The sequence below is a fragment of the Micrococcus lacusdianchii genome, assembly GCF_023155805.1.
Lineage (GTDB): Bacteria > Actinomycetota > Actinomycetes > Actinomycetales > Micrococcaceae > Micrococcus > Micrococcus lacusdianchii.
Genome location: NZ_JAKNUW010000003.1, coordinates 111,230 through 137,781 on the forward strand (window position 1 = coordinate 111,230; position 26,552 = coordinate 137,781).

25 protein-coding genes are annotated in these 26,552 nt (G+C 73.7%); 10 read left to right on the forward strand and 15 right to left on the reverse strand.

All coding sequences use genetic code 11. The features are described 5' to 3' along the window. Positions 1-10 precede the first annotated feature (10 nt). Entirely contained in the window at positions 11-2,692 is a 2,682-nt protein-coding gene (pepN, locus tag MA879_RS02930) for an aminopeptidase N (protein ID WP_248123341.1), read from the forward strand. 85 nt (positions 2,693-2,777) lie between these two features. On the opposite strand, the gene MA879_RS02935 is transcribed toward pepN, so the two are convergent. The 5 genes from MA879_RS02935 to MA879_RS02955 all read right to left on the reverse strand — a co-directional run bounded on the left by MA879_RS02935 (position 2,778) and on the right by MA879_RS02955 (position 7,054). Then, positions 2,778-3,836 carry a lipoyl protein ligase domain-containing protein gene (locus MA879_RS02935; protein ID WP_248123343.1) on the reverse strand — a complete coding sequence of 353 codons (1,059 nt, stop codon included), beginning with the start codon at positions 3,834-3,836 and terminating at the stop codon, positions 2,778-2,780. Positions 3,837-4,115: 279 nt separating this feature from the next. Then, positions 4,116-4,373 (reverse strand): type B 50S ribosomal protein L31, encoded by a 258-nt coding sequence (locus MA879_RS02940; protein ID WP_248123346.1) that lies wholly within the window; start codon positions 4,371-4,373, stop codon positions 4,116-4,118. Positions 4,374-4,485: 112 nt separating this feature from the next. Beyond that, positions 4,486-5,316: a TrmH family RNA methyltransferase gene (locus MA879_RS02945; RefSeq protein WP_248123478.1), complete on the reverse strand. Its 831-nt coding sequence runs from the start codon at positions 5,314-5,316 to the stop codon at positions 4,486-4,488. Between the two features lie 50 nt (positions 5,317-5,366). Beyond that, entirely contained in the window at positions 5,367-6,209 is an 843-nt protein-coding gene (locus MA879_RS02950; RefSeq protein WP_248123348.1) for a sulfite exporter TauE/SafE family protein, read from the reverse strand. Continuing rightward, positions 6,206-7,054, reverse strand: a complete 849-nt coding sequence (locus MA879_RS02955) for an ABC transporter ATP-binding protein (RefSeq protein WP_248123350.1) — start codon at positions 7,052-7,054, stop codon at positions 6,206-6,208. Before MA879_RS02955 ends, MA879_RS02950 begins: the two co-directional genes overlap by 4 nt. 84 nt (positions 7,055-7,138) lie before the next feature. Here MA879_RS02955 and serB point away from each other — a divergent pair, with 84 nt between their 5' ends. Next, entirely contained in the window at positions 7,139-7,990 is an 852-nt protein-coding gene (gene serB / locus MA879_RS02960; RefSeq protein WP_248123352.1) for a phosphoserine phosphatase SerB, read from the forward strand. A 227-nt stretch (positions 7,991-8,217) separates the two neighbouring features. On the opposite strand, the gene MA879_RS02965 is transcribed toward serB, so the two are convergent. Together MA879_RS02965 and fabG are read right to left on the reverse strand one after the other, a co-directional pair. Next, on the reverse strand, positions 8,218-8,991 hold the full coding sequence (locus MA879_RS02965) for an SDR family oxidoreductase (RefSeq protein WP_248123354.1): 774 nt from the start codon (positions 8,989-8,991) through the stop codon (positions 8,218-8,220). A 63-nt stretch (positions 8,992-9,054) separates the two neighbouring features. After that, on the reverse strand, positions 9,055-9,789 hold the full coding sequence (gene fabG, locus MA879_RS02970; RefSeq protein ID WP_248123356.1) for a 3-oxoacyl-ACP reductase FabG: 735 nt from the start codon (positions 9,787-9,789) through the stop codon (positions 9,055-9,057). A gap of 158 nt (positions 9,790-9,947) precedes the next feature. Here fabG and MA879_RS02975 point away from each other — a divergent pair, with 158 nt between their 5' ends. The 3 genes from MA879_RS02975 to MA879_RS02985 are packed head-to-tail and all read left to right on the forward strand — an operon-like array spanning position 9,948 to position 11,619. Beyond that, complete coding sequence (locus MA879_RS02975) at positions 9,948-10,382, forward strand: DUF3099 domain-containing protein (protein WP_248123358.1); 435 nt, start codon at positions 9,948-9,950, stop codon at positions 10,380-10,382. Next, on the forward strand, positions 10,379-10,693 hold the full coding sequence (locus MA879_RS02980; protein WP_248123360.1) for a hypothetical protein: 315 nt from the start codon (positions 10,379-10,381) through the stop codon (positions 10,691-10,693). The genes MA879_RS02975 and MA879_RS02980 overlap by 4 nt, the downstream gene beginning before the upstream one ends. Further along, complete coding sequence (locus MA879_RS02985; RefSeq protein WP_248123362.1) at positions 10,690-11,619, forward strand: SURF1 family cytochrome oxidase biogenesis protein; 930 nt, start codon at positions 10,690-10,692, stop codon at positions 11,617-11,619. The genes MA879_RS02980 and MA879_RS02985 overlap by 4 nt, the downstream gene beginning before the upstream one ends. A gap of 57 nt (positions 11,620-11,676) precedes the next feature. Here the strand turns inward: MA879_RS02985 and MA879_RS02990 are convergent, their stop codons facing one another. Further along, complete coding sequence (locus MA879_RS02990) at positions 11,677-13,275, reverse strand: ABC-F family ATP-binding cassette domain-containing protein (protein WP_248123364.1); 1,599 nt, start codon at positions 13,273-13,275, stop codon at positions 11,677-11,679. A gap of 79 nt (positions 13,276-13,354) precedes the next feature. On the opposite strand from MA879_RS02990, the gene ypfJ reads away from it, so the two are divergent. Continuing rightward, positions 13,355-14,305 (forward strand): KPN_02809 family neutral zinc metallopeptidase, encoded by a 951-nt coding sequence (gene ypfJ / locus MA879_RS02995; RefSeq protein WP_248123366.1) that lies wholly within the window; start codon positions 13,355-13,357, stop codon positions 14,303-14,305. A 90-nt stretch (positions 14,306-14,395) separates the two neighbouring features. Here the strand turns inward: ypfJ and MA879_RS03000 are convergent, their stop codons facing one another. From MA879_RS03000 to MA879_RS03025, 6 genes are all read right to left on the reverse strand, one after another. Beyond that, positions 14,396-15,052, reverse strand: coding sequence for a hypothetical protein (locus tag MA879_RS03000; protein WP_248123368.1), 657 nt, complete (start codon positions 15,050-15,052; stop codon positions 14,396-14,398). Between the two features lie 294 nt (positions 15,053-15,346). Further along, complete coding sequence (locus MA879_RS03005) at positions 15,347-15,673, reverse strand: metal-sulfur cluster assembly factor (protein WP_418001209.1); 327 nt, start codon at positions 15,671-15,673, stop codon at positions 15,347-15,349. A 2-nt stretch (positions 15,674-15,675) separates the two neighbouring features. Continuing rightward, positions 15,676-16,440: a Fe-S cluster assembly ATPase SufC gene (gene sufC, locus MA879_RS03010; protein WP_248123370.1), complete on the reverse strand. Its 765-nt coding sequence runs from the start codon at positions 16,438-16,440 to the stop codon at positions 15,676-15,678. Positions 16,441-16,487: 47 nt separating this feature from the next. Further along, positions 16,488-17,729 (reverse strand): Fe-S cluster assembly protein SufD, encoded by a 1,242-nt coding sequence (sufD, locus tag MA879_RS03015; RefSeq protein ID WP_248123372.1) that lies wholly within the window; start codon positions 17,727-17,729, stop codon positions 16,488-16,490. A 1-nt stretch (position 17,730) separates the two neighbouring features. Then, complete coding sequence (gene sufB, locus MA879_RS03020) at positions 17,731-19,203, reverse strand: Fe-S cluster assembly protein SufB (RefSeq protein ID WP_248123374.1); 1,473 nt, start codon at positions 19,201-19,203, stop codon at positions 17,731-17,733. 53 nt (positions 19,204-19,256) lie between these two features. Further along, positions 19,257-19,940 (reverse strand): helix-turn-helix transcriptional regulator, encoded by a 684-nt coding sequence (locus MA879_RS03025; RefSeq protein ID WP_248123376.1) that lies wholly within the window; start codon positions 19,938-19,940, stop codon positions 19,257-19,259. A 119-nt stretch (positions 19,941-20,059) separates the two neighbouring features. Between MA879_RS03025 and MA879_RS03030 the strand changes: the two genes are divergently transcribed. The 3 genes from MA879_RS03030 to MA879_RS03040 are packed head-to-tail and all read left to right on the forward strand — an operon-like array spanning position 20,060 to position 22,976. After that, entirely contained in the window at positions 20,060-21,088 is a 1,029-nt protein-coding gene (locus tag MA879_RS03030; RefSeq protein WP_248123377.1) for an ABC transporter ATP-binding protein, read from the forward strand. Then, positions 21,085-21,879, forward strand: a complete 795-nt coding sequence (locus MA879_RS03035) for an ABC transporter permease (protein WP_248123379.1) — start codon at positions 21,085-21,087, stop codon at positions 21,877-21,879. The genes MA879_RS03030 and MA879_RS03035 overlap by 4 nt, the downstream gene beginning before the upstream one ends. Positions 21,880-21,926: 47 nt before the next feature. Further along, the gene (locus MA879_RS03040) at positions 21,927-22,976 is read left to right on the forward strand and encodes a COX15/CtaA family protein (RefSeq protein WP_248123381.1); all 1,050 of its coding nucleotides are present in this window, start codon (positions 21,927-21,929) and stop codon (positions 22,974-22,976) included. Positions 22,977-23,139: 163 nt separating this feature from the next. On the opposite strand, the gene MA879_RS03045 is transcribed toward MA879_RS03040, so the two are convergent. Beyond that, the gene (locus MA879_RS03045; RefSeq protein ID WP_282447534.1) at positions 23,140-24,132 is read right to left on the reverse strand and encodes a heme o synthase; all 993 of its coding nucleotides are present in this window, start codon (positions 24,130-24,132) and stop codon (positions 23,140-23,142) included. A 249-nt stretch (positions 24,133-24,381) separates the two neighbouring features. Here MA879_RS03045 and tkt point away from each other — a divergent pair, with 249 nt between their 5' ends. Then, complete coding sequence (tkt, locus tag MA879_RS03050; RefSeq protein ID WP_248123383.1) at positions 24,382-26,544, forward strand: transketolase; 2,163 nt, start codon at positions 24,382-24,384, stop codon at positions 26,542-26,544. Positions 26,545-26,552 lie beyond the last annotated feature (8 nt).

Here is a 26,552-nt window from a genome sequence, read left to right on the forward strand (position 1 = left end):
GATGGGCGCCATGTCCGACACCCCCCACACTCCCCCCTCGTCCGCGCCCGCCACCCCCGCCGCCCTCGACGACGCCACCCTCACCCGCGAGGACGCCCGCGCCCGCGCCGCGGCCGTCCGGCTCACCGCCCAGACCGTCCACGTGGACCTCGCAGGCGTCCGCGACGAGGACGCGCGCACCTTCGCCGTGACCACCGAGCTCAGCGCGGACGTCCTCACCGAGGGCGCCGACCTGCGAGTGGACTTCCTCAACGACGCCGTCACGGCCGTGTCCGTGGACGGGCGGCACCTGGATCCGGCACGGGTCGCCGGCCGCGCCCGCATCGTGCTGCCGTCCCTCAGCGCCGGCGCCCACGAGGTGCGGATCGCGGGCCGGGCCTTCTACTCCCGCTCCGGCGAGGGCCTGCACCGGTACGTCGACCCCGCGGACGGCGAGGTCTACCTGTACACGCAGTACGAGCCGGCGGACGCGCGCCGGGTGTTCCCCACCCTCGAGCAGCCGGACCTGAAGACCTCGTTCTCCTTCTCTCTCACGGGCCCCGCGGACTGGGTGCTCGCCTCGAACGGCGTGGAGACCTCCCGGCAGGCCCACGACGACGGCTCGGTCACCGTGGCCTTCGCCCCCACCCGGCCGCAGTCCACCTACATCACCGCCCTGCTGGCGGGCCCGTACGCGGTGGTCGAGGACCGCTGGGACGGCCACTCGCCCACCGGGGCGGCGGCCGTCGACCTGCGTCTGCTCTGCCGCCGGACGCTGGCGGAGCACCTGGACGCGGACGCCCTGTTCCGCGTCACGAAGGACGGCCTGGACTTCTTCCACGACCTGTTCGGCGCCCCCTACGAGTGGGGCAAGTACGACCAGGCGTTCGTGCCCGAGTACAACCTGGGCGCCATGGAGAACCCGGGGCTGGTGATGTTCACCGAGCACTACATCCACGACACGGCGCCCACCCGCGCACAGCTCGAGGGCCGGGCGAACACGATCCTCCACGAGATGGCGCACATGTGGTTCGGAGACCTCGTGACGATGCGCTGGTGGGACGACCTGTGGCTGAAGGAGTCCTTCGCCGACTACATGGGCACGCTGGCCTCGGACGAGTCGGCCGGCTTCACCGAGGCGTGGACGTCCTTCGCGTCGCGGCGCAAGGCGTGGGCCTACGTGCAGGACCAGTACCCGACCACCCACCCGATCGTCGCGGACATCGTGGACCTGGAGGCCGCGCGCCAGAACTTCGACGGCATCACCTACGCGAAGGGCGCCTCGGTGCTCAAGCAGCTCGCGGCGTTCGTGGGCCGGGACGCGTTCGAGGCCGCGGCCCGCATGTACTTCCGCCGCCACGCCTGGGGCAACGCGGAGCTCGCGGACTTCCTCGCGGTGCTCTCCGAGGCCTCCGGACGGGACATGGCCGCGTGGGCGCAGGCCTGGCTCCACACGGCGGGCGTCCCCCACCTGCGCGTCGAGGTCGATCCGGACGGGGCCGCCGCGCTCGTCCAGTCGGGTGAGGACCCGACCACCGGCGAGCCCATCCGCCGCCCCCACGTGGTGCAGGTCGGCCTGTACGAGCCGGACGCCTCCGGCGCCCTCGTGCGCACCTCGAGCGTGCGGGCGGACGTGGCGGCCGGCGTCGAGCGCACCCCGCTCGTGGGGCTCACCGTGCCGAGCGACGGCGTGCGCCTCGTGCTGCCCAACGACGAGGACCTGACCTACGCCGCCGTTGCCCTCGACGAGGCGTCCCTGGACGCGGTGCTGGCCCACCGGGTGGCGGACCCGCTCGCGCAGGCGACCGTGTGGGCCGCCCTGTGGGCCATGGTGCGCGCCGGCGACCTGCCCGTGCGCACGTTCGTGGCCGCCGTCGAGAGGCTTGCGGACACCATCGCGCCCGTGGGCGTGTACACCCAGGTGCTCTCGCAGGCGGGCTCCGCCGTGGGGCTCTACGCGGCGGCCGGGGAGCGGGCGGCCCTGCGCGGACGCCTCGGGGACCTCCTCCTGCGGCACGTGGCCGGGCTCGAGGCCGGGTCGGACCGGCAGCGTGCCGCCGCGCGCGTGCTGGGCCTGGTCGCACGCCGGGACGCGACGCTCGCGGCGCGCGCGGAGCAGGCCCTGCTGACGGACGTCCCGACCGCCGCCCCCGGCCTGGCCGTCGACGATGAGATCCGCTGGCTGGTGCTCCAGGCACAGGCGGCCACCGGCCGGGTCGACCGCGCCGCCCTGGACGCCGCGCTCGCGGAGCGGCGCACGGCCCGGACTGTGGTGGGCCACCGGCTGGCCGTGCACGCCCTCCCGGACCCGGCGGTGAAGGCCGCGGCCTGGGACGCCGTGCTGGCCGGACGCGACGGCGAGGGCGGGGAACTCTCGAACGACCTGCTCTCCGCCACCGCCGAGGGCTTCGCCGCCGGCGACGCCGCCCTCACCGCCCCGTACGCCGCGCGGCTGTTCCCGGAGCTGGAACGCGTGTGGTCCTCCAGGTCCAACGGACTGGCCTCACGGGCCATCGCGGGGCTGTTCCCGCTGCACCAGGACGCCGTGGCCGGCGACGTCGACGCCCAGGAGCGGCACCCGGTGCTCGCCGCGGCCCAGGGCTGGCTCGACGGCCATCCCGAGGCCCCGGGGGCGCTGCGCAGGCTCGTCGTGGAGCACACCGACCAGCTGCGGCGGTCCCTGCGGGTGCAGGCCGCCCAGCCGCGGGGCTGACGGGCCCGGCCGCGCCCGGCGGCGCACACGGAGGGGCCCGGTCCTGGACGGACCTGGCCCCTCGGCGTCGTCGCGGTACGGGGCGTCACGGCACCCGGTGGAGCCACTCCTGGGTGCCGAACTTGGTGCGGGCCAGCTCGCGGGCCTCTTCGAGGGTGGCCTCGTCGAGCTCTGCACGGCGGGCACCGTGGCCCTCCTCGAAGACGGCCATCAGGGTCTCCCAGATCTCCGGCCGGGAGAGGCCGGTCTGGCGGCGCAGCGGGTCCACGCGCTTCTTCGCGGAGGCGACCCCCTTGCCCTTGAGCTTCTCGCGGCCGATCCGCAGGACCTCGAGCATCTTTTCCGCGTCGATGTCATAGCTCATGGTCACGTGGTGCAGGAGGCCGTCCGCGCCCACCCGCTTCTGCGCGGCGCCGCCGATCTTGCCCTCGGGTGTGGCGATGTCGTTGAGCGGCTGGTAGAACGCCTGCACGCCCATCCGGGAGAGCGCGTCCATCACCCACTCGTCCAGGAACGGGTAGGTCTCCGCGGTCTCGAGGCCGTCCGCCAGGGACGCGGGCGCGTGCAGGGAGTAGGTGACGCAGTTGTCCGCCTCCATGAACATGGCCCCGCCGCCGGAGATGCGGCGCACCACGGTGATCCCGTGCCGTTCGGCGCCGGCGGGGTCCACTTCGTTGGCGAGGGACTGGAACGCCCCGATCACCACGGCCGGCTCGGTCCACTGCCACAGGCGCAGGGTGGGACTGCGGCGCCCCTCGGCCACCTGACGGGTGAGGACCTCGTCCAGGGCCACCGTCAGCGTGATGGGCAGCGGCTGCGGCGGCAGGATCTCCCACGCGTGGTCCTCCCACGTCGTCGCCTTGCCGAGGGCGCGGCGCACGGCGGAGGCGATCGCGAAGGCATCCACGCCGAACAGCTCGGCCTCGGGACGCAGGCCCTGCTGGACGGCGTCGCGGATCGCCCGGTGCTCGGCGTCCGTGGACAGGCCGGTGACGGCCGCGTTGAGGTCCTCGAGGGCCTCGTCGGGCTCCAGGAAGAAGTCGCCGTTGACGCTGGCCGCGACGATCCGGCCGTCCTCGATGGTCAGGTCAGCGGCCACCAGCTTGCCGCCGACCACCTTGTACTCGCCGTGGTGTGTGCGCATGGGCCCAGCCTACGGACCGGTGCGCCGGCGGGTCGGGGCCGTGCGCCCGCGGCGGAACCCCGCGGCCCGACCGCGGCGGCGGGGTCAGTGGGCAGAACCGGCACCTCGCGGTGGCCCCCGGCGTTCCGTGGGCAGAAGAGGAGACACTTCTGCCCCCGGAGCGGTCGATCGCACGGGTGCGTGCATGCCTCGCGGACGCGACGAGGGGCCCGCCACCCGGTGCCCCCGGGTGCCGGACCCCTCGTGAGGATCGGGCGGGCGGCGCGAGGCCGCCTCAGATCACTTCTTGCCGCCGAAGCCCTTGAAGCGGGCGTTGAAGCGCTCGACGCGGCCGGCGGTGTCCATGATGCGCTGCTTGCCCGTGTAGAACGGGTGCGAGGCGGCCGAGATCTCGACGTCGATGATCGGGTACTCGTTCCCGTCCTCCCACGTGGCGGTCTTCGAGGAGTTCGCGGTGGTGCGGGTGAGGATCTTCTCACCGGAGGCGAGGTCGTTGAAGATGACGTAGCGGTAGTCCGGGTGGATCTCGGTCTTCATGGTGTGTCCTTCGTTCCAGCCGCCTGATTGGGACCAGGGGCGCGAGAGGTGGTCTGGGAGGCGCCGCCGTCGGGCGGGCCAGCGGCCCACTCTACCGCATGGGCCCTGCCCGTCACCGATCGGCGCGGCGGGCCCGCAGCTCCCACAGGGCCACGGCCGCGGCCGCCGCCACGTTGAGCGAGTCCACGCCCTCCGGCATGGGGATCACCACGTGGGAGTCGACGGCGGCCAGCGTCTCCGGCCGCACGCCCGGTCCCTCCTGGCCCAGCACGAGGGCGAGGCGGTCCGCGCTGCGGATCGGCTCCAGCTCGGGGGCGTCCAGGCCCACGGCGCGGTCCGTCACCTCCAGTGCGGCCGTCGCGAACCCGGCCTCCCGCAGGACCGGGACCACGTCCTCGAACGGCCCCGCGGTGCGCGCCCAGGGCAGGCGGAACACGGTGCCCATCGACACGCGGATCGCCCGCCGGTACAGCGGGTCCGCGGCGCGCGGGGTCAGCAGCAGGGCGTCCCAGCCGAGCGCGACGGCGGAGCGCACCACCGCCCCGAGGTTGGTGTGGTCCACAACGTCCTCGGCGATCAGGACGCGCCGGGCGCCGGCGAGGACGTCGGCCACGGAGCGCGGGGCGGGACGGTCCATCGCGGCCAGGGCCCCGCGGTGCAGATGGAACCCGGTCAGGGCGGTGAGCACCTCGTCCGGGCCGGTGAACACGGGCACGGAGGGGTGCGCGGCCGGCACGTCCGCGAAGGACTCGCGGTACCGGTCCCCCAGCAGGAAGGAGCGCGGCGTGTGGCCGGCGTCGAGAGCGCGGCGCACCACGGGCGAGGACTCGGCGAGGAAGATGCCGTGGGCCGCGTCCGCGTCCCGGCGCAGGGCCGCGTCGGTGAGCGTGGTGTAGGGGGCCAGACGCGGGTCGGCGAGGTCCGCCGTCGTGTGCAGCCGCACCTCCCCGGGGAACGGGGCGGGCTCCCCCGCCGGGCCCCGAGCGGTCCCGCTCACGCGCCGACCTGGCGGGCAACCATCACGGCCAGCCCGGCGAGGCCCACGAGCACGATGGTCACGCGCAGCGCGGTCGGGGAGATCCGCCGTCCGATCCGCGCGCCCACCGAGCCGCCCACCAGGGAGGACACGGCGATCAGGGCCACGGCCCGCCAGTCGATCCGGTCGAACGCGAAGAGCAGGTAGAACACGGCGGCGGTCAGGTTCACCACGAGGGAGAGCCAGGTCTTCACCGCGTTGGCGTGCACGAGCGTGCCGCCCACCAGCATCACGCCGAAGATCGCCATGAGCATCACGCCCTGCGCGGCGACGAAGTACCCGCCGTAGATGCCGGTGAGGAACACGAGCGCCCACAGCGCCGGGGACGCCGGTCCCACGGGGACGGGCGAGTCGGCGCCGCGGACCCGACCGCCGTCGGCCGAGCGGCGGCGTACCCAGGCCTGGATGCGAGGCTGCAGCACCACGATGGTCAGGGCCATCACCAGCAGCACCGGCGCCGCGTACCCGAACACCGCAGGCGGCAGGACGGTGAGCAGGCCCGCCCCGATGACCGCGCCCAGGAAGGAGGCGAGCGTCAGCCGGGGCAGCAGGGCCCGGGACTGGCCGAGCTCGCGGCGGTAGCCGTACGTGCCGGAGAACCCGGAGGCCACCAGGCCCATCGCGTTGGAGACCTGTGCGGTGACGGGTGGGAAGCCCACGGCCACGAGGGTCGGGAAGGTCACCAGCGTGCCGGAGCCGATGATCGAGTTGATCGTCCCCGCCCAGAACCCGGCGATCAGGACCAGCAGGACCTGCCACAGGTCCATGCCCAGGACCTGGGACGTGAGCAGCGCGCTCACGCGGCGACGGCGGTGTAGCGGCCGTCCGTGCGGGTCGCCTTCAGGGCGACGCCGAACGCCTCGGACAGCCGCTCGGAGGTCAGGGTCTCCTCGAGCGGGCCGGCGGAGACCACGGCGCCCTCGCTCAGGAGGAGGGCATGGGTGAAGCCCGGGGGGACCTCCTCCACGTGGTGGGTGACCAGCACGGTGCCGGGGGCGGCGTCGTCCTCGGCCAGGGCGCTCAGCTGCGCCACGAGCGCCTCGCGGCCGGCCAGGTCCAGGCCTGCGGCGGGCTCGTCCAGCAGCAGCAGCTCGGGGTCCGTCATGAGGGCGCGGGCGATCAGAACGCGCTTGCGCTCGCCCTCGGAGAGGGTCCCGAACCGGCGGTGCGCCAGGCGGGCCAGGCCCCACTCGGAGACCAGGCCGAGCGCGCGGGCACGGTCCTCCAGCTCGTACTCCTCACGCCAGCGTCCTGTCATCCCGTAGGAGGCGGTGATCACGGCGTCCTGCACCGTCTCCTCCTCGCGCACCTGGTTCGCCAGCAGCGCGGAGGACAGGCCGATGCGCGGGCGCAGCTCGAACACGTCGACGGCGCCGAGCACCTCATCGAGGATCCCCACCTCGCCGGAGGTCGGGAACATCCGCGAGGACGCGATCTGCAGGAGCGTGGACTTGCCGGCCCCGTTCGGGCCCATCACGATCCACCGCTCGCCCGCGCGCACCGTCCAGTCGACGCCGGCCAGGATGTCCCTGCCGCCGCGGCGCACCGTGACGCCGCGCAGCTGCAGGACCGCGTCCTCGTCGGGCGTGAAAGGGTCCTCGAACACGGCGGGCGAGGGACGGGCGGCATCGTGGGGCGCGGTCATGGCGGCCAGCCTAGTGCCGGGCGGTGGCCCGTGCACCCGCGCCGTGGACCCGGCAACGGGCCCGCCTGCCCCTACCATCGGGGCATGAGCGAACCCCGCCGACTGATCCACCGCGCCCTCTCCCCCGCCGACGCCGCCGCGGCGCCCCAGGAGCGCCCCGCCGGGGTGCCCGCCGGGGCCGAGGCCCTGCAGGCGGAGGGCCCGGACGGCACCGTGCTCCAGGGGTGGCGCTGGCGCGGGGCGGAGGAGGCCCCCCCGCCGGAGGGCTGGGCCACAGCGGTGCTGCCCGCGGCGCTCGCCGACGCCGAGCGGCCCCTCGTGGTCACGGACGTGGACTCGACCCTGATCCGTCAGGAGGTCATCGAGCTGCTGGCCGCCCACGCCGGGCGGGAGACGGAGGTCGCGGCCGTCACCGAGCGGGCGATGCGCGGCGAGCTCGACTTCGCCCAGTCCCTGCACGCGCGCGTGGAGACCCTGGCGGGCCTGCCGGCGTCGGTGGTGGACGACGTCGTCGCGCGGGTGGAGCCGACCCACGGAGCCGTGGAGCTGGTGGCGGCGGTGACCGCCGCGGGCGGGCAGGTCTGCGCGGTCTCGGGCGGGTTCACGCAGGTGCTCGAGCCGCTGGCGGAGCGGTGGGGCCTGCACGCCTCGGCGGCCAACACGCTCGAGGTGATCGACGGACGCCTCACCGGGAGGATCCTCGGCCCCGTGGTGGACCGGGCGGCCAAGGCGCGGATGCTGCGGCACTGGGCCGTCGAGGCCGGGGCCTCCCCGGAGCTCGCCGTGGCCGTGGGCGACGGCGCCAACGACATCGACCTGCTGGCCGCGGCAGGCTGCGGCATCGCCCTGTGCGCCAAGCCGGCGCTGCGGGAGCACGCGGACGTGCAGCTGGACGTGCCCTCCCTGGCGCCGGTGCGCTGGCTGCTGGGCATCTGAGCAGCGCAGGGGCGCCGACCGTCGGTCCCGGTCCGGACGGCTCCCCCTCCTGCCACCTGCTCCGTGGGCGGAACCCGCACCCCGCCCGTTCCGTGGGCAGAAGCGTCCACACCTCTGCCCATGGAACCCCCTGACGGTCACCGCTTCTGCCCCCGGAACGCAGGTGGACCAGGCGGCAGCGGACGGCACCCGGCAGACAGGGCCGGACCCGTCGGCCGCAGCCGGGATCAGCCCTGCTGGCGGGCCAGGAAGTCCTGCGCGCCGCCGACGAGCTCGGTGTGGCCCACCTCGAGGTCGGTGCGGCCCACGATCGAGGCCACCTCGGACGCGAACTCCTCCACGGAGTAGAGCTTGCCGGCGGCCTCGCGGCGGGCCTCGATGGCCCCCGGCTCGGCGCGGTCGAGCAGGGTGGCGGTGATGGTGCCCTCGATCATGTCGCCGGAGACCACCACGAAGCCCACGCCCTTCTCGGTGAACGCGGGGATGCGCTCGCGCAGGGCGTCCTCGCCGGCGCGCTTGGAGCGGGCCACGGGCTCGTAGGAGTCCATCGTGGCGACCTCGTCGATGAAGTGCGCCTGGTGGGAGGTCACGAACACGATCTGCCCGCCGGCCGACATGCGCTCGAGCGCGGCGTCGGCCAGCGCGGCCTGGGCGTCACGGTTGAGCTTCATGGCGTAGTCCTCGCCGAACTGGGACTCCATGCCCCCGGAGGCGTTGAGCACCAGCACGTCCAGGGAGCCGAAGTGCTCCACGGCGGCGTCGAGCAGCGCGGCGCGATCCTCGGCCCTCGTCACGTCCCCGCCCACGGCCACGGCGCGGCCGCCGGCGTCCTCGATCCTCTGCACCACCCTGTTCGCGCGCGGCGCCTTCTGGCGGTAGTTCACCACGACGTCCGCGCCGCGGGCGGCCAGCAGCTCGGCGGTGGCGGCTCCGATGCCGCGGGAGGAGCCGGTGACGACGACGCCGCGTCCGGCCAGGTCCTGGGTGGTGTTCTCGGTCATGGGTGCCTCCTGCGGCGGAGTCTGCTGGTCGGGGTGCGGGGTGCGGGGTGCGGAAGTGTGGATTCAGTGGCCCATGCCGAGGCCGCCGTCCACGGGGATCACGGCCCCGGAGACGTACGCGGCCTCGTCCGAGGCGAGCCATCGAACGACGCCGGCCACCTCCGCCGGCTCGGCGAAGCGGCCGGCCGGGATGGACTTCTTGTACTGGACCTTGAGGTCGTCGTCGAGGGCCTGGGTCATCTCGGTGTCGATATAGCCGGGGGCCACCACATTGGCGGTCACGCCGCGCGCGCCGAGCTCCCGGGTGATCGAGCGGGCCATGCCCACGAGGCCGGACTTGGAGGCCGCGTAGTTGACCTGGCCGGGCGAGCCCAGCAGGCCCACCACGGAGGACACCAGGACGATCCGCCCCCGCTTGAGGCGCATCATGCCCTTCGTGGCGCGCTGCACCACGCGGAAGGAGCCGGTGAGGTTGGTGTCCACCACGGAGGTGAAGTCCTCCTCCGACATGCGCAGCAGCAGCTGGTCGTGGGTGATGCCGGCGTTGGCCACGAGCACCTCCACCGGGCCGTGCGCCTCCTCCACCTGACGGAAGGCGGCGTCCACGGAGCCGGCGTCGGTGACGTCCGCGGCCACGGTGAGCGCGCCCTCGGGCCCGCCCTCCCCGGAACGCGAGGTCACGGCCACCCGGTCCCCCGCGGCGAGGAAGGCCTCGGCGATCGCCAGGCCGATGCCGCGGTTGCCTCCCGTGACGAGGACGCTGCGGCCCTGGGACTCGGACGCGGACTGCTCGGCCATGACGACCACCTTCGCTGCTCGGGACTAGACTGGCAGGTCAGCGGGCGACGGCGGCGATCCTCTGCGGATCCCCTCTCCTGCGCCCGCCGACGCAGCACCACTCTACGCACGGCCTCGCGCCGTGCAGGGCATCCGACACCCCGGTGAGGAGCACTCCCATGACCACCGCCGACCCCGGGACGCCCACGGGCCGCGCCGCACGCCGCGCGCCGGACGTCCAGGGCGTGACCACCGCGGCCGCCCCGCGCAGCCAAGACCGCGAGGCCCGCATGCGCGTCTACGTGGTGCAGATGGCCGTCCGCACCGCGTGCTTCGTGGCCGCCCTGTTCACCCACGGCTGGTGGCAGCTGCTGTTCATCGCCGGCGCCGTGATCCTGCCCTACGTCGCCGTGGTGCGCGTGAACAACGCCGGCCCCCACACCGCCGGGCGGATCCGCCCCACCGCGCCGGCCCGGCCGGCGCTCGCGGCCGAGCCCTCCCGTCCCGCCGACACCCCGGCCGAGCCCGTGGTGCTGGTGGGCGAGGTGGTGGACGAGGACGACCCCGCCGCGCGTCGCGCCCTGCCCGCCGGCCGGACCGGGGGCGCGGCGTGACAGGCCCCGACCTGCTGGGCGCCCTGGCCGCCGGCCACGACCCGGCCGCCCTCGCCGCACCCGCCTCCCGGACCGGCGCGGAGGCCGCCGCGCCGGACGGCTCCCCCGTCTGCTCGCGCCGCGGCTGCACCGCGCCGGCCGTGTGGGCCCTGCACTGGAACAACCCGCGCGTGCACGCCCCGGACCGGGTGAAGACCTGGACCGCATGCGAGGAGCACCGCGCGCACCTGGACGACTTCCTCGCCTCGCGGGGCTTCCTGCAGGACGTCACCGGCCTGACCGCCCCGACCTCCCGGGAGGACCCCGCATGAGCCCCGCCCCCACGCCCGCCGTCGAGGACGCCCGCGCGGACCTGCCGCCGCTGCGCTTCGGCTTCGTGCTGAGCCCCGGCTGGATCTTCGGGTTCGTGGTGTGCATCCTCTTCGCCCTCCTCTGCCACGGGCTCGCGCAGTGGCAGTGGGACCGGCGCGTGGAGGTGATGCACCAGGTCAACCGGGTCCTGGAGAACTACGACGACGAGCCGGTCCCCTTCGCGCAGGCGTCCCGGATGCTCACCGCCTTCGACACCGAGGACGAGTGGACACCCGTCACCCTGCGGGGCGAGTACCTCGAGGAGGAGACTCTCGTGGTGCGCAACCGGCCGCGCGCCGGCCGACCCGGCTATGAGGTGCTCGTGCCCTTCCGCACCGAGGAGGGGCCCGTGGTGGTCGTGGATCGCGGCTGGCTGCCCATCGGCTCCCAGCCGGGGCGGCCGGACACGATCCCCGCCCCGCACCCGGACGTCCGCGAGGTGGTGGTGCGCGTGAAGCCCGGCGAGCCCGCCCTGGAGCGCGACGCCCCGGAGGGGCAGGTGCCCTCGATCGACCTGGCGCAGATCGCCGGGCTGGTGGACGGGCCCCTGGCGGACACCGCCTACGGCCTCATGGTCGAGGAGACCCCCGCCGCGGCCACCGCGCCGAGCGCGCTCGTGGAGCCCACCCTGGACGAGGGCCCGCACCTGTCCTACGCCATCCAGTGGTACATCTTCGCCGCCATGGGCTTCGGCGTGTGGGGCTACTCCGCCTGGATGCGCGCCCGCAACGACCGCGCCGACGCCCTCGAGGACGCCGAGGACGACGGCATGACGGCCGCCCGCCGCGCCCCCCGGCCGAAGCCGCAGCGCCGCCGCCGCGGGGGCCGGCCGTCCGACGAGGAGGTCGAGGACGCGCTCCAGGACGTCACCGCCCGCCGCGGCTGAGCCGACGCACGAGGGCCCCGACTCCGAGCGGAGTCGGGGCCCTCGTGCGCCCGGGGCTCAGGCCAGGGAGATGAGGTCCAGGTAGTCCTCGCTCCAGAGGTCCTCGTCGCCGTCGGGCAGGAGCACCACGCGCTCGGGGTCGAGGGCCTCGACGGCGCCCTCGTCGTGCGTCACGAGGACCACGGCCCCCTCGTACTGGCGCAGCGCGTTGAGGATCTCCTCGCGGCTGGCGGGGTCGAGGTTGTTGGTGGGCTCGTCGAGCAGCAGGACGTTGGCGCTCGAAGCGACGAGCGTGGCCAGCGCCAGGCGGGTCTTCTCGCCGCCGGAGAGCACGCGGGCGGGCTTGTCGACGTCGTCGCCCTGGAAGAGGAAGCTGCCCAGCAGCGTCCGGCACTGGGTGTCCCCCAGCTGGGGCGCGGCGTGGCGCATGTTGTCCAGGACGGAGGCGTCCTGGTCCAGGGTGTCGTGCTCCTGGGCGAAGTACCCGAGCTTGAGGCCGTGGCCGGCGATCACCTCGCCCGTGTCCGGGGTCTCGGTGCCGGCGAGCATGCGCAGCAGCGTCGTCTTGCCCGCGCCGTTGTAGCCGAGGATCACCACGCGGGAGCCGCGGTCGATCGCGAGGTCCACGCCCGTGAAGATCTCGAGGGACCCGTAGGACTTGGACAGGTTCTGCGCACTGAGCGGCGTCCTGCCGGAGGCCTGCGGCGTGGGGAACCGGATCGCGGCCACGCGGTCCGTGGCGCGCTCCCCCTCGACGCCGCGCATCATGCGCTCGGCGCGCTTGATCATGTTCTGCGCGGCCACGGCCTTCGTGGCCTTCGCGCGCATCTTCTCGGCCTGCGCCATGAGGGCGGAGGCCTTCTTCTCCGCGTTGGCGAACTCCCGGCGGCGGCGCGCCTCGTCCTGCTGGCGCTGGGCCTGGTAGTTCTTCCAGCTCATGTTGTAGACGTCGATCGTCTGACGGTTCGCGTCCAGGTAGAGGACCTTGTTGACGGTCATCTCCATGAGCTCGACGTCGTGGCTGATCATCAGCAGCCCGCCGGAGTAGGTGCGCAGGTACTCGCGCAGCCACACGATCGAGTCGTGGTCCAGGTGGTTCGTGGGCTCGTCGAGCAGCATGGTGTCCGCGTCGGAGAAGAGGATGCGGGCGAGCTCCACGCGGCGGCGCTGGCCGCCGGAGAGGGTGTGCAGCGGCTGGTCCAGCACGCGGTCCGGCAGGCCGAGGTTCGAGGTGATCCGCGCGGCCTCGGACTCCGCGGCATACCCGCCGCGGGCCTCGAACTCCGCCCCGAGCCGCGAGTACCGGTCCATCGCCTTCTGGCGCTGCGCGTCGTCGTCGGAGGCCATGCCCTCCTCCGCGGCCCGCATGCGGCGGATCGTCTGGTCGAGGTCGCGGGCGGAGAGGATGCGGTCCCGGCCGGACTGCTCCATGTCGTCCACCTTCGGGTCCTGGGGCAGGTAGCCGATGCGGCCCGAGGCGGTCACGGTGCCCGCGGTGGGCTGGGTGCGGCCGGCGAGCACCTTGGTCAGGGTGGTCTTGCCGGCGCCGTTGCGGCCCACCAGGCCCACCTTGTCCCCCCGGTCCACGCGGAAGCTCACCTCGTCCATGAGGAGCCGGGCGCCGACGCGCAGTTCGAGATCGGTGACGGTGAGCATGGGAAGGGAGGGCTCCTGCAGGTGGGGGGATGCGCCGACTGCGGCGCCGGGCCAGTCTAGTCCGTCTACACTCTGGCGCATGAGCTTCAACGAGAACGTGCAGATCAACGCCGGCCGTGCCCGCGGCGGAGGCGGCGGCCTGGGTGGCCGCGGTGCCGCGATCGGCGGCGGCGGCGGTCTGCTCGCCCTGCTCATCGCCGTGTTCTTCCCCCAGTACGCCGACGACCTCGGCATCGGCGGGGCGGGCACGGACACCGGCTCCACCTACGGCCAGTACCAGCAGCAGATCCCAGGCAGCGGCTCCCAGCCGGTCTCGGACGCCGAGTGCTCCACGGGTGCGGACGCCAACCGCAGCACCGACTGCCGCGTGATCGCCACCACCGAGTCCGCCGACGCGTTCTGGGGCGAGTACATGGGCCAGTTCGACACGATCGACTGGCGCCAGCCGGACCTCACCCTCTTCAACGGCAGCGTCACCACGGGCGGCTGCGGTTCGGCGACCTCCGCCACGGGCCCGTTCTACTGCCCCGCGGACGAGTCGATGTACTTCGACACGGACTTCTTCGCCACCCTGAGCTCGGACTTCGGCGCGCAGGGCGGCCCGCTCGCCGAGCAGTACATCGTGGCCCACGAGTACGCGCACCACGTGCAGAACGTGGTCGGCTGGCTGCGGTACGCCCAGGACGGGCAGACCGGCGTGGAGTCCAACATCGTGCGCTCCGAGCTGCAGGCCGACTGTCTCGCGGGCATGTGGGCCGGGCAGGCCACCCAGACCATCGACCCCGAGTCCGGTGAGCCCTTCCTCAAGCCCATCACCCAGGACCAGCTGGCCCAGGCCATCGACGCCGCCGGCGCCGTGGGCGACGACCGCATCCAGGAGCAGTACCAGGGACGCGTCAACCCGGAGGCCTTCACGCACGGCTCCTCCGAGCAGCGCCAGGCCTGGTTCATGCGCGGCTACGAGACGGCGCGGCAGTCCCCGGACATCAACCAGTGCAACACCTTCCAGGCGGAGACGCTCGACATCTGAGCCGCTCCACCGGACCACGACGGCGCCCGCACCTCCTCCGGAAGGTGCGGGCGCCGTCGTCTGTCCCGGGCGCGGAGAGGCCGGATCCCGTCAGCCCGCGAGCAGCTCCTCGGTCCGGCGCTGCACGTCCTGGAGCGACTCGGCCGCGTCCGGCAGGATGAACTCCGCGTCCCCGGGCACCATCACGGTGGACAGCGTCCCCGCGGCGTCGGGTCCGATCACGCCGGACCGGTTGGTCATGAACAGGGCGTCCGGAGTGTCCGAGGACATCAGGTACCAGAGGAACGACTCGGCAGGCGGGGCGGTCTCCGGGGCCGCCCCGTAGACCCACACCCGGACGGTGTCCCCCGGCTCGCCGGTGAGCACGTCCTCCACCCGCACCGTGAGCAGCGAGGTCTCCAGCGCACTGCCGTCCGGGGCCGGGACGACGCGCCCGTCCACCTCCCGGGCGCCGGTCACGCCCTCGATGCGGCCGCGCACGACCACGGTCGACTTCTCCGTCAGGTCCTCCAGGCTCATCGCCGGGTCCACCTCGCTGATCATGATCGCGCTGTAGCCGGCCCAGAAGTCCTCCCGGGCCTGCGTGGACGTCGGAGCCGTGGAGGACGGACCCGCCGACGTCGGCGGTGCGGCGGCGGGTCCGTCGCCCGTCGGCCGGGGCGCCTCGCCGGCGCATCCGATCAGGGCGAGCGCCAGGGCCGCCGCGAGGGCGGTCGCGGGGACTGCGGTGCGGGTGCTGGGAACCATGGGGTCACCCCCTGTCGTGGACGGACCCCTCCCGGTGAGGGGCCTGTGCCCCGATTCTCCCAGACGGCGCCATGCCCCCGGCATGTCGAGGAGCCACCTTCCCACCCTCGTCCTCCCGCCCTCATCCGGACGTTAGGGCCGGAATTCGATGCCCATTCCGGTCCGGATGTCCGGATGGGCGGCTGCGCAGGGGGCCGTGCGTGCGCGCCGGCACCCTCCACGACGACGCCGGCCCGCACCCCTCGGGGAGATGCGGGCCGGCGTCGTCGTCCGGGGCGCGGAGACCCCGCGGGGTCAGATGTTGAAGCCCAGGGCGCGCATCTGGTCCTTGCCGTCCTCGGTGATCCGCTCGGGACCCCACGGCGGCATCCAGACCCAGTTCAGGCGCCACTCGTCCACCAGCGTGCCGATGGCGCGGGAGACCTGGTCCTCGATCTCGTCGGTGAGCGGGCAGGCGGCCGTGGTGAGGGTCATGTCCACGAGCAGCGCGCCGTCCTCGGCGTAGTGCAGCCCGTAGAGCAGGCCCAGGTCCACGACGTTCACGCCCAGCTCTGGGTCGATGACGTCCTTGAGGGCCTCGCGGACGTCCTCGACCGGCGTCTGTGCAGCGGTGTCGACCATGCTCAGACCCCCGCCGAGGCCTTCACGAAGCGCTCGTAGCCCTCGGCCTCGAGCTGGTCGGCCAGCTCGGGGCCGCCGGACTCGGCCACGCGGCCGTCCACCAGCACGTGCACGTGGTCGGGCTTGATGTAGTTGAGGATGCGCGTGTAATGGGTGATGAGCAGGGTGCCCATCTCGTTGGCCTGCGCGGCGCGGTTGACGCCCTCGGAGACGATGCGCAGGGCGTCCACGTCGAGGCCGGAGTCGGTCTCGTCGAGGATCGCGAAGGTCGGCTTGAACAGCTCGAGCTGGAGGATCTCGGCGCGCTTCTTCTCACCGCCGGAGAAGCCCTCGTTGACGTTGCGGTTCATGAACGCCGGGTCGATCTGCAGCGCCTCGAAGGCGCCCTTGACGTCCTTGGTCCACGTGCGCAGCGAGGGGGCCTCGCCGTCGATCGCGGTCTTCGCGGTGCGCAGGAAGTTGGTCATGGTGACGCCCGGGATCTCCACGGGGTACTGCATGGCCAGGAACAGGCCGGCCTGGGCGCGCTCGTCCACGGACATCTCGAGGACGTCCTCGCCGTCGAGGGTGATGGACCCGGAGGTCACATCGTAGCGGGGGTGGCCGGCGATGGTGGAGGCCAGCGTGGACTTGCCGGAGCCGTTGGGCCCCATGATGGCGTGGGTCTGGCCCGTCTCGATGGTCAGCGACAGGCCCTTGAGGATCTCCTTGGGGCCGTTCTCGGTCTCGATCTGCACGTGCAGGTCGGTGATCTGCAGGGTTGCCATGGGCGGTTCTCCTTGGGGGAAGCGTGGGGGGTGGGGGCGGGCGGGGCTCAGAGCGGCGTGACCTGCAGCTCCGCCTCCATGACCTCGGTGAGCTCGCGCTCGACGTCGGGGATCCGGATCTTCTGGATGATCTCGTTGAGGAAGCCGCGCACGATCAGCTGGCGCGCCTCGGTCTCCGGGATGCCGCGGGCCATGAGGTAGAAGAGCTGGGTCTCGTCGAACCGGCCGGTGGCGGACGCGTGGCCCGCACCCTCGATCACGCCGGTCTCGATCTCCAGGTTCGGGACGGAGTCGGCGCGGGCGCCGTCCGTGAGGAGCAGGTTCTCGTTCTTCTCGTACGAGTCCGTGCCCTCGGCCTCGGCGCGGATCAGCACGTCGCCCACCCACACGGTGCGCGCGTCCTGGCCCTGCAGGGCGCCCTTGTAGAGCACGTTGGACACGCAGTTCGGGCGGTTGTGGTCCACGAACAGGCGGTTCTCCAGGTGCTGGCCGGCGTCGGCGAAGTACAGGCCGTACATCTCGGCCTCGCCCCGCTCGCCCGCGAAGCGGGAGGTCGGGGTCAGGCGCACCAGCGAGCCACCGTGGGACACGGTGACGTGCTTGAGGTGCGCGTTCTGCCCGACGGACGCCTGATGGGCGCCCACGTGCACGGCGTCGTCCTCCCACGCCTGGACGGACACCACGTTGAGGCGGGCGTCCCGGCGCACGTCGAGCTCGACGTTCTGGGCCACCACGGCGGTGCCCCGATGGGTGATCACGACGTCGGCGGCGGCGTTCTCCTCGACCACCACGGTCAGGTGGTGGGCCGCAGGCGCGGACCCGGCCCCGGTGACGTCGATGCGCACGGGGGCCGGGACCTCCGCGCCGGCGGCCACGGTGACGACCGTGGCCTGCTCGAACGAGGCCCAGGCGGCGGCCGAGACGCGGTCGTCGGGGGTCACGACGGAGCCGACGCGGGCGTCGTCACGGCCCACGGTCTCCACGGTCACGCCCGCGTGCTCAGACACGGTGACGACCGGGGCCGGGCCGGTCAGACGCGCGTCGTCGCCGCCGGGCAGGTGCAGCCCCGCCAGGCGGTCCAGCGGGGTGAAGCGCCAGTCCTCCTCCCGGCCGGTGAGGGTCGGGAAGTCGGCGAGGTCCTTGGACGCCACGCGGTCGGCGCGGGACTGCCCGGCCGCGCGCGGAGCGCGCTGGACCTCGGCGTTCTGGCCGCGGGCCAGCTGCTCGCCCTCGTCCCCCATCCCGGGGATCAGGTTGCGCTCTGCGGTGTTCTCCACGATGTCGGTCAACTCAGCCCACCGATCCTTCCATCTGCAGTTCGATCAGCTTGTTCAGCTCGAGGGCGTACTCCATCGGCAGCTCGCGGGCGATCGGCTCGATGAAGCCGCGCACGATCATGGCCATCGCCTCGTCCTCGGACAGGCCGCGGCTCATGAGGTAGAACAGCTGCTCCTCGGAGACGCGGGACACGGTGGCCTCGTGGCCGAGGGTCACGTCGTCCTCGCGGATGTCGATGTACGGGTAGGTGTCCGAACGGGACACCGTGTCCACCAGGAGGGCGTCGCACACCACGGAGTTCGCCGAGCCCTTGGCGCCCTCGCTCACCTGCACGAGGCCGCGGTAGGCGGCGCGGCCGCCGTTGCGCGCCACGGACTTGGAGACGATCGAGCTCGACGTGTTCGGGGCCATGTGCACCATCTTGGAGCCGGTGTCCTGGTGCTGGTCCTTGCCTGCGAAGGCCACGGAGAGGGTCTCGCCGGTGGCGCGCTCGCCCGTGAGGTACACGGCCGGGTACTTCATGGTGACCTTGGAGCCGATGTTGCCGTCGACCCACTCCATGGTGCCGCCGGCCTCGACCACGGCACGCTTGGTCACCAGGTTGTACACGTTGGTGGACCAGTTCTGGATGGTGGTGTAGCGCACGCGGGCGTTCTTCTTCACCACGATCTCCACCACGGCGGAGTGCAGTGAGTCCGACTTGTACATCGGGGCGGTGCAGCCCTCGATGTAGTGCACGTACGAGTCCTCGTCCGCGATGATCAGCGTCCGCTCGAACTGGCCCATGTTCTCCGTGTTGATGCGGAAGTAGGCCTGCAGCGGGATGTCCACGTGGACGCCCTTGGGGACGTACACGAAGGAGCCGCCGGACCACACGGAGGTGTTCAGCGAGGCGAACTTGTTGTCGCCCACCGGGATGACGGTGCCGAAGTACTCCTCGAACAGCTCGGGGTGCTCCTTCAGCGCGGTGTCGGTGTCGAGGAAGATGACGCCCTGCTCCTCCAGGTCCTCGCGGATCTGGTGGTAGACGACCTCGGACTCGTACTGGGCGGCCACGCCGGAGACGAGGCGCTCACGCTCGGCCTCGGGGATGCCGAGGCGCTCGTACGTGTTGCGGATGTCCTCCGGCAGGTCCTCCCAGGTCTTGGCCTGGCCTTCGGTGGAGCGCACGAAGTACTTGATGTTGTCGAAGTGGATCCCGGAGAGGTCCGGGCCCCATGCCGGCATCGGCTTGCGCTCGAAGTACTTCAGCGCCTTGAGGCGGAGCTTGGTCATCCACTCCGGCTCGTCCTTCTTGGCGGAGATGTCCTTGACGACGTCCTCGTTCAGGCCGCGGCGCGCGGTCTGACCGGCGACGTCGGAGTCGGCCCAGCCGTACTGGTAGGCGCCGATGGCGTTGAGCTCGGGGTTCTTCTCGAGGATCTCGTTGATGACGCCGGGATCGGCGGTCGGCGAGCTGTCCTGCTGGATGATCTGGTCGGTCATCTCAGCCTCTCTCTCGGTCGGGGTGGACGGTGGGCGGTCGATGGGGGCGGGCGTCAGGCCCGCCCGAGCGGGACGTGCGTGGTGCACACGTGCCCGCCGGCGGCGAGGGTGGAGAGGCGGCGCACGTCCACGCCCAGCAGGCGGGCGAACAGCGCGGTCTCCTCCTCGCAGAACTCGGGGTGACGGGCCGGCAGCCCCTGGAGGGGGCAGTGGCCCTGGCAGACCTGCTCGGCGCGCAGGGTGGGCGCCAGTCCGGCCCGCACCCGCCGCACGCTGGCGGCGAAGCCGGCCTCGTCGAGAACCTGGGTCAGCACGCGGGCTCGCTCGGCCAGGTCCAGGGAGCGGCCGGCGACGGCGGCCCCATAGGCGTCCTCGACGGGCGCGAACGCGTGCCGGGCCTGGCGGCGCAGCTCCTCCTCCCCGCCGAGCTCCACGAGCCGGTCGAGGGAGGACAGGGCCACACCGAGGTGGTCGCCGCCCAGGCGGCGCTGGGCACGCTGGGTGACCACGTAGCGGCGGGAGGGGCGGCCGGCGCCGCGGGCCGCGGAGACGGCCTTGACCTCCACCAGGCCCTCCTCCTCGAGGGCGTCGAGGTGGCGGCGCACGGCGGCGGCGGTGAGCCCGAGGACGCGCCCGACCTCCGCCGCGGAGACGGGCCCGCGGGTGAGCACCCGGTCCAGGACGCGCTCGCGCGTGCCCGGGGCGGGCGCGGCGGTCTCTGCGGAGTCGGAATACACAAGAACACTATGTCGTATTGGTCTGGAACCGTTCAAGTCATGACGCGCGTGTCCCGCGCCACCCTGCCGCCCCGGCCGTTCCCGAGGGGACACCTGACCCGCGCGCCTAGACTGGTCGGGTGCCTCAGACCCCCGCCTCCCGCCCCGGCGCCCCCGCCCTGCGCCTGATCGGGGTGCACCGCACCCTGGGCCGCGGCCGCGCCCGCACCGAGGTGCTGCGCGGCGTCGACCTCACGGTGCGCGGCGGCGCCGTCACCGTGCTCCTGGGCCCGAACGGCGCGGGCAAGTCCACCACCCTGGGCCTGTGCCACGGCTCCGACCGTCCCGACGCAGGCACGGTCCGCGTCTTCGGCGAGGACCCCTGGCATGCCTCCGCGGACCTGCGGGCGCGCATCGGCGTCATGTGGCAGGAGGGCGGGCTGCCCCCCTCGGTGACGGCCCGCCGGTTCGTCCGGCACGTGGCCTCGCTCTACCGGGCGCCCCTGGACCCGGACGCCCTGCTGGACCGCCTGCGCATCGGCGCCGTCGCGGACCGCCCCCTGCGTCGCCTCTCCGGGGGCCAGCGCCAGCGCGCGGCCCTGGCGGCCGCCGTCGTCGGCGCCCCCGACCTGCTCTTCCTCGACGAGCCCACCGCGGGCCTGGACCCCGAGACCCGCCCCGTGGTCCACGAGGTCATCCGAGAGCACACCGCCCGCGGCGCCGCCGTCCTCCTCACCACGCACCTGCTCGACGACGCCGAGCGCCTGGCGGACGAGGTCGCCATCCTGCGCGCCGGCCGCGTGGTGCGTGCCGGCACCCTGGAGCAACTCACCCGGGTGGCCGACGGCGACGTCCTGGACGTCGACTTCGGGGACGCCTCCCCGGCCGCCGTCGCGACGTGGGCGGACGCGGTGTCCGGGACCTTCCCCGTGACGCTCGACCACGACTCCCCGACCGCCCGCGTGGCCGGGGTGCGCTCCCCCGCGGAGCTGGAAGGCCTGACCGGCACGTGGACCGCCCACGGCCTCTTCCCCGCCCGGATCGAGCGGGCCACCCTGCGGCTCGAGCGGCTCCTGCAGGACACCGGCCTCCCCACCGAGCCCGTCCAGACCGGTCCGGACGGTGCCCCCTCCCCGACCGACCAGACCCCCGCCGGAAGCCGATCATGAGCACGCCCGCCCCCACCGCCGCCCCCACCGCCGCCCCCACCGCCGCCCCCACCGCCGCCCCGCACGCCGGCGCCGCCCCGCTGGGCGCGCGGGTGACGCGCCAGGCCGCCTACGAGACCGGCACCGCCCTGCGCAACGGTGAGCAGCTCCTGGTGACCCTGATCCTGCCCCTGCTGGCGCTCGTCGGCATCCACGTCACCGGCCTGCTGGACACCCCCGGCCGCTCCGGCCTCGACGTCGCCGTGCCGGGTGTGCTCGCCCTGGCCGTGGTGAGCTCCGCGTTCACCGCCACCGCCATCTCCACCGGGTTCGAGCGCCGCTACGACGTGCTGGCCGCCCTGGCGACGACCCCCCTGGGCACCCTCGGGCTCGTGGCCGGGAAGGCCGTGTCCGTGATCGCCGTGCTGGCCATCCAGACCGTGGTGATCGGCGGCGTCGGGCTCGCGCTCGGCTGGCGCCCCGACCCGGCCGGCCTCGTGCCAGCGCTCCTGGCCCTCGCGCTGGGCGCGGCCGCGTTCACCGCCCTGGGCCTGCTGCTGGCCGGCACCGCCCGCCCCGAGGCGACCCTCGCCGTCGCCAACCTGGTGTGGGTGCTGATCGGCGCCGTGGGCGGCACCGTCTTCCCGCCGCACTGGGCCTGGCTCGAGCTGACCCCCTCCGGCGCCCTGGGCGCCGCCCTGCGCGCGGCCCTCGTGGAGGGCGCCTGGGCCCCCGGCGCCCTGCTGGTGCTCGCCCTCTGGACCGCGGCGGCCACGGCCGCCGCCCTGCGCTGGTTCCGCTGGCGGCCCTGACCCGCCCCGACAGTCCCCCCTCGCCCCGACCGACCCGGAAGGACGCCATGTCCCCCACCTCCCCCGCTCCGCGGACGCCCGACGACGAGGGCGGCCTCGCCGCGCGTCTGCCCCGGCGGATCTCCCCCCTGACGCGCCGCCTGGCGATCGCCTCGCTCGTGTCCGAGATCGGCATCATCGTCACCGGCGGCGCGGTGCGCCTCACCGGGTCCGGCCTGGGCTGCCCCACCTGGCCCCGGTGCACCCCGGAGTCCCTCACCAACACCCCGGAGATGGGCATCCACGGGGTGATCGAGTTCGGCAACCGCACCTTGACGTTCGTCCTGGTGATCATCGCGGTGGCCATGTTCCTCTCGCTGTGGAACCTGCGCCGCACCCATCGCTCGCCGTTCTGGATGTCCGTGGGCCTGCTGGCCGGCATCCCCGCGCAGGCCGTGGTGGGCGGCATCACCGTGCTCACCCAGCTGAACCCCTGGGTGGTGGCGCTGCACTTCATCGTCTCCGCCGTGATGGTGGCCGTGGCCACGCTCCTGGTGATCAGGGTGGGCACCGAGCTGCGGGCCGAGGGGCCCGGGGCACCGGTGGTGGACGGCCGCACCACCGCCGTGACCCGCGCGGCGGCCTGGGCCGTGTTCGCGCTCACCTGGGTGGTGGTGTACCTGGGGACCGTGGTCACGGGCACCGGTCCCCACGGCGGCGACCCGGGCGCCCCGCGGCACGCCTTCGACCCCCTGACGGTCACCCGCGTGCACGCCCTGCCCGTCTATCTCATCCTGGCCGCCACGCTGGTGCTGCTGTTCACCGTGCACGGCGCGGCCGGCGCCTCCACGCGGCAGCGCGGCGCGGTCCTGCGCCTGCTGGGCGTGCTGGTCCTGCAGGCCGGCATCGGCTACGCCCAGCACTTCACGGGCCTGCCCGTGGGGCTGGTCATCCTCCACATGCTCGGCTCCGCCCTGCTCGTGGCCGCGGCGACCGCGGTGTGGGACCGCCAGCGCTCCCGCTACGTCACCCATGGGGCGGACCCGTTCGGCGTGGTCGCCCCCGCCGCCGAGAGCCCCACCGCGGCCCACGCGGCCGCCCCGGCCGGCCGCCGCTGACGCACCGCCCCCGGACCCGACCCACCACGACGGCGCCGCTCCCCCGCACGGGGGGCGGCGCCGTCGTCGTCCCGGACACCGGTCCGGCGGGGACATCGGTCCCGGGACGACGACGGCCCCGCACCGTCTCCGGTGCGGGGCCGTGGGGCCGAGGCGGGGCGGGTCAGCGGCCGCCGGCCACCTGCATGAGGGGCTCGCCCACGAACGGGTCCACCGCGAGGGCGATGAACAGCAGCGTGAGGTAGGTGATGGACAGGTGGAACACCCTCATGGCCTTGCGGTCCTCGAAGTCGTCCCGCTGGGCCTCCCGCTGGAGCACGTGCGACTCCCACACGAACCAGCCGCCCACGCCGAGGGCGACGGCGGTGTAGACGATGCCGGCCCAGCCCATGGGGACCAGGAGCAGGGAGCAGGCCACCGTGGCCCAGGCGTAGAGCACGACCTGGTTGGACACGAGGCGGGCGGAGGCGACGGCCCCGAGCATGGGGACATGGGCCTCCTGGTAGTCCTTCTTGTACTTCATGGACAGCGGCCAGTAGTGCGGCGGGGTCCACAGGAAGATGACGGTGAACAGCACGATCGCGGGCCACTCGACGGTGCCGCGCACCGCGGCCCAGCCGATCACCACCGGGAAGCAGCCGGCGATCCCGCCCCACACGATGTTCTGCTCTGTGCGGCGCTTGAGGATCAGCGAGTAGACCACCACGTAGAAGAAGATGGCCGCCACGCCCAGGGCCGCGGCCAGCCAGTTGGCGCCGAGGCCCAGGATGAGCACGGACAGCACGGCGATCGTCCAGGAGAAGACCAGCGCCTCGCGCGGGGTGACCTCGCCCGTGACCAGCGGGCGGCGCTCCGTGCGCTTCATGACCCGGTCGATGTCCCGGTCGATGTAGCAGTTGAACGCGCCCGAGGCCCCCGCGGCCAGCGCGCCGCCCACGAGGGTGGCGAGCATGGTGAGGACGTCCGGGAAGCCGCGCTCCGCGAAGATCATGGTGGGCAGCGTGGTGACCAGCAGAAGCTCGATCACGCGGGGCTTCGTCAGCTCGACGTAGGCGCGGATCTTGCGGCCCGCCGTCATGGGCGGGCGGGACGCGACGGCGTCCGTGGCCGGGCTGACGGCGCGGGCTGGGGAGGTGGACTCCACGGAGGATGACATCGGCTTCTCACGGGGAAGGGGACGGGGACGGCCCCGCGATCCTCCCGCCCGGACCCGGAGGCCGGGCGCGGGAGCCGGGTGACCTTCCGGCCATCCTACCCGCCCGTGGCGCTGTTCGCGGGGGGACGAAGCCCACACCGGGCGACGCGCGGCCAAGCCCACTAGGCTGGGCGCGAGGGCACGCCGCCGACCCCCGTGGGCTCCGGTGCCGCCGCCGCCCGTCCGCGCACCAGCACAGAGGAGCCGCACATGTCCGAGACCTCCCCCACCCCGCTCGACCGGGTCCGCCCCGCCCGCGGGTTCGTGTACGACCAGCAGGACCGACGCATGGTGGACACGCTCAAGGTGCTGGCCGCGGACGCGGTCGAGAAGGCCGGCCACGGCCATCCCGGCACGGCCATCTCCCTGGCCCCGGTCGCCTGGCAGCTCTTCCAGAACGTCATGCACCTGGACCCGGCCGACGACGCGTGGGCCGGCCGCGACCGGTTCATCCTCTCCGCCGGCCACTCCTCCCTCACGCTCTACCTCCAGCTGTTCGCGGCGGGGGCGGGCCTGGAGATCGAGGACATCGCGGCCCTCCGGACCGAGGGCTCCCAGACGCCCGGCCACCCGGAGCGCGGCCACACCGCGCACGTGGAGATGACCACCGGCCCCCTGGGCCAGGGCCTGTCCTCCGCGGTGGGCTTCGCCTACGACCAGCGCCGCGTGCGCGGGCTGCTGGACCCCGACGCCGCCCCGGGCACCTCGCCCTTCGACCACCACGTGTTCGTGATCGCCTCCGACGGGGACATCCAGGAGGGCGTGTCGGCTGAGGCCTGCTCGCTCGCCGGCCACCAGGAGCTCGGGAACCTCGTGGTGCTCTACGACGCGAACCGGATCTCCATCGAGGACGACACCGACATCTCCTTCACAGAGGACGTCTCCGCCCGCTACGAGGCCTACGGCTGGCACGTGCAGGAGGTCGACTGGACCAACGGGTCCCAGGGCCACGACGTCACCGAGTACACCGAGGACGTGGAGCGGCTGTACGAGGCGATCGCCGCCGCCAAGGCCGAGACGGGGCGCCCGTCCCTGATCAAGCTGCGCACCGTCATCGGCTGGCCCTCCCCCGGCAAGCAGAACACCGGCGGCATCCACGGCTCGAAGCTCGGCGAGGACGAGGTGCGCGAGCTCAAGGCCCATCTCGGGTTCGACGTCGAGGCGCACTTCGACGTCGACGAGGCCCTCCTGGCCCACGCCCGACAGGTGGGCGAGCGCTCGGCCGCCTACCGCGCCGAGTGGGAGCGCGCCCTCGAGTCCTGGCGCGCGGCGAACCCGGAGCGCGCCCGCCTGTTCGACCGGCTGCGCGCCCGTGAGCTGCCCGCGGGCTTCGAGGACGCCTTCCCGTCCTGGGAGGCCGACGAGAAGGGCCTGGCCACCCGCGCCGCCTCGGGCACGGTCCTCACGGCGCTCGCCCCGCTCATGCCCGAGCTGTGGGGCGGCTCCGCCGACCTGGCCGGGTCCAACAACACCACCATGGAGGGCGAGCCCTCCTTCATCCCCGCGCACCGCTCCACCGCCACCTGGCAGGGCGACCCGTACGGCCGCACCCTCCACTTCGGCATCCGCGAGTTCGCGGCCGGCGCGATCGTCAACGGCATCACCCTCGGGGGACTCACCCGTGCCTACATGGGCACCTTCCTCACGTTCTCCGACTACATGCGCGGGGCCGTGCGCCTGGCCGCCCTGATGGGCACCCCGAGCGTGTACGTGTGGACCCACGACTCCGTGGGCCTCGGCGAGGACGGCCCCACCCACCAGCCGATCGAGCACCTGGCGGCGTTGCGCGCGATCCCGGGCCTCGACGTCGTCCGTCCGGCCGACGCCAACGAGACGGCATGGGCGTGGCGGACGATCCTGAAGCGCCGGGACCACCCGGCGGGCCTGGTGCTGACCCGTCAGGGCGTCCCCACCCTCCCGCGGGAGACCGACGGATTCGCCCCTGCCTCCGGCGTGGCCCGCGGCGCCTACGTGCTGGTGGACGCCACGGACGCCGACGGGGCCCCCGCGGACGCGCAGGTCCTGCTGATCGCCACCGGCTCCGAGGTGGCCGTGGCCGTGGGCGCCCGGGAGCGGCTGCAGGCCGAGGGCGTGCCGACGCGCGTCGTGTCCGCCCCGTGCCTGGAGTGGTTCGCCGAGCAGGACGAGGAGTACCGGACCTCGGTGCTGCCGGACGGGCCGGAGGCCCCCGTGCGCGTCTCGGTGGAGGCCGGCATCGGCATGCCGTGGTTCGAGCTGACCGTCACCGGGCGCTCGCGGGGCGCGCGGGTGAGCCTCGAGCACTACGGAGAATCCGCCGACGGCCCGCATCTGCTGCGCAAGTACGGATTCACCCCCGAGAACGTGGCCGGCGTCGCCCGCGGGCTGCTCTGACGCGCCCG